Origin of the sequence: Streptomyces himastatinicus ATCC 53653, from assembly GCF_000158915.1 — a bacterium.
Lineage (GTDB): Bacteria > Actinomycetota > Actinomycetes > Streptomycetales > Streptomycetaceae > Streptomyces > Streptomyces himastatinicus.
Map to the genome: position 1 here is coordinate 7,176,864 of NZ_GG657754.1, position 2,632 is coordinate 7,179,495.

The window sequence follows — 2,632 nt, forward strand, 5'->3', positions numbered from 1 at the left end:
GGTTGCCACTCGGCATGCCACGCCCCGCCGGGGCGTTCGTCCTCGGCGGCGAGGGAGCCGAGCAGGGTGGCGGCGAGGCCGGGGGCCTGGCGGGCGGCGGAGGCGATGAGGGTGGCGCGTACGGGGTTGGACTTGTGCGGCATCGCGGAGGAGCCGCCGCCCGCGCCCTCCGCCACCTCGCCGATCTCCGTACGGGAGAGGACCAGCACATCAGCCGCAAGCTTCCCCAGCGCGCCGACGGCGAAGGCGAGGGCGGAGCCCAGGTCGGCGATCGGGGTGCGCAGGGTGTGCCACGGGAGGTCGGGTTCGGCGAGCCCGGTTTCCGTCGCGAAGCGGGCCAGCAGCGGGATGCCGTCGTCGAAGGCGGCCAGCGTGCCCGCCGCGCCGCCCAGTTGGGCCACCGGGCGTAGCCCCAGGAGCCGGGCGCGGGCGTCCAGGACCAGCGAACGCCAGCCCGCCGCCTTCAGGCCGAAGGTGGTGGGGACGGCGTGTTGGGTGAGGGTGCGGCCCGGCATCGGGGTGGCGCGGTGGGCGGCGGCGAGCCGCGCCAGCTCCGCCGCCGTACGGTCGAGGTCGGCGACGATCAGCGGCAGGGCGCGAGCCGCGACCAGCATGGTGGCGGTGTCCAGGATGTCCTGGCTGGTCGCGCCCCGGTGGACGTACGCCGCGGCGTCGCCGTCCGTACGGGCCACCGCCGCGGTGAGGTCGGCGACCAGCGGGATGACGGGGTTGCCGCCGGAGCGGGCCCGCCGGGCGAGGTCGCGTACGTCGTACAGCCCGGCGCGGGCCGCGTCCGTGACCACGGCAGCCGTGTCGGCCGGTGCCAGCGCCCGGGCGAGCGCGGCCTCGGCGTCGAGCATGGCCTGGAGGAACGCCGTATCGCCGGTGGCGTCCTCGACCGCCGACCCGGTCCGTACGGGGGTCAGCAGTCCGACGTCGTCACTACCTGCATTACCGGAACTCAAGGAAAACCGTCTCTCCCTCTCCCTGGAGGCGGATGTCGAAGCGGTACGTCCCCGGCTGGGGCTCCGCCGTCGCCACCAGGGTCTCCCGGCGCGCCGGATCCAGCGCGGCGAGGAGCGGGTCGGCGGCGTTGAGCCGGGCGTTCTCGGGGAAGTACAGGCGTGTGTAGAGGTGGTGCAGCAGCCCGCGGGCGTGGACGCACACGCTGATGTACGGGGCGGCGGGGGCGCCGGGCCGGAGCGTACGGGCGCTCCAGTGGGCCGTCGGCGTCGGTGGCGATGCGGCCGAAAACGTTGAAGTCGACGCCGTTGCGCCCGGAGAATCCCCGGTCCCCCGGGTCGGAGCCGCATCGATCCGGGCGCGCCGGACAGCGAGCCGTCCGGGGCCGCCTGCCACAGCTCGACCAGGGCGTCCGGGACGGGGCGCGCCCTCGCCGTCGTGGACCCGGCCGTGCACGGTGATGGTGTCGGGGTGGCCCGCGGGGGCGAGGTCGCCGCCGCCGGGGAAGGGGAGCGCGTACCCGTAGAAGGGGCCGACGGTGTGGGAGGGGGTGGGGGAGAGCTGGGTCATCAGCGGCCTTCCTCGATCCAGGTGGCCGACGGCCCGTCCAGCACGATGTCCCAGCGGTAGCCCAGCGACCATTCCGGCTGGGACAGCGCGTGGTCGTAGGTGGCCACGAGCCGCTGCCGCGCCGATTCGTCCGTCACGGACTGGAGGATCGGGTCGTAGACGAAGAGCGGGTCGCCGGGGAAGTACATCTGGGTGATGAGGCGCTGGGTGAACGCCGTACCGAAGAGGGAGAAGTGGAGGTGGGCGGGGCGCCACGCGTTCTCGTGGTTGCGCCAGGGATAGGCGCCGGGCTTGATGGTGGTGAAGCTGTACGAGCCGTCGTCGCCGGTGAGGGTCCGTCCGACGCCGGTGAAGTTGGGGTCGAGGGGCGCCGGGTGCTGGTCGCGCAGATGGGCGTAGCGCCCGGCCGCGTTGGCCTGCCACAGCTCGATGAGCTGGCCGCGCACCGGCCGTCCGCCGCTGTCCAGCAGCCGTCCGGAGACGGTGATCCGCTCGCCGAGCGGTTCACCCTGGTGCTGGATGGTGAGGTCGTTGTCGACGTCGGTGATGTCGGTGTGGCCGAAGACGGGCGTGTGCAGTTCGACGGTCTCGGGGTCGCCCTGCACCGCGACCAGCGGTTGTTTGGGGTGGCGCAGCAGGCTGCTGCGGTACGGGGCGAAGTCGCGCGCCGGATGGTCGGCGGCGGGGGCGCCGTCGGCGCGCGCCTTGTCGTACGCGGCGCGGCTGTCGGTGAGTTCGCGGTCGATGTCGGCTTGCGTGAGTGCCATGGGTGGGTGCGCCTTACCTTTCGAGTACGCCTTGCCTTTCGGATGCGAACTACCTGTCGCGTACGGGTTACCGCTCGAGGACGAGGGCGATGCCCTGCCCGACGCCGATGCACAGGGACGCCACGCCCGTGCCCGAGCCCGCCGCGGCGAGCTGGTGGGCGACGGCTCCGGTGAGGCGGGCGCCGGAGGCGCCGAGGGGGTGGCCGATGGCGATGGCGCCGCCGCGCGGGTTGACGATTTCCGGGTCGAGGTCGGGCCATTCGGCGAGGCAGCCCATTTACTGAGCGCAATACCGCCTTACTAAATTCCTATATTCGTATTTAGGTGAGACT

Annotated in this window: 2 protein-coding genes and 2 pseudogenes; all 4 read right to left on the minus strand. The window is 73.1% G+C overall.

The window, feature by feature from the left end; all coding sequences use genetic code 11:
• Nucleotides 1-965: 3-carboxy-cis,cis-muconate cycloisomerase (gene pcaB, locus SSOG_RS30205; RefSeq protein WP_039941960.1), on the minus strand; the 965-nt coding region annotated here is incomplete at its 3' end.
• Nucleotides 952-1,533: pseudogene (pcaG, locus tag SSOG_RS30210) on the minus strand (protocatechuate 3,4-dioxygenase subunit alpha). The pseudogene pcaG and the gene pcaB, both read right to left, overlap by 14 nt.
• On the minus strand, nucleotides 1,533-2,300 hold the full coding sequence (gene pcaH / locus SSOG_RS30215; RefSeq protein WP_009718061.1) for a protocatechuate 3,4-dioxygenase subunit beta: 768 nt from the start codon (nucleotides 2,298-2,300) through the stop codon (nucleotides 1,533-1,535). The pseudogene pcaG and the gene pcaH overlap by 1 nt, the downstream one beginning before the upstream one ends.
• Before the next feature lie 67 nt (nucleotides 2,301-2,367).
• A pseudogene (locus tag SSOG_RS30220) lies at nucleotides 2,368-2,577 on the minus strand (3-oxoadipyl-CoA thiolase); the annotation flags it as partial.
• Nucleotides 2,578-2,632: the final 55 nt, after the last annotated feature.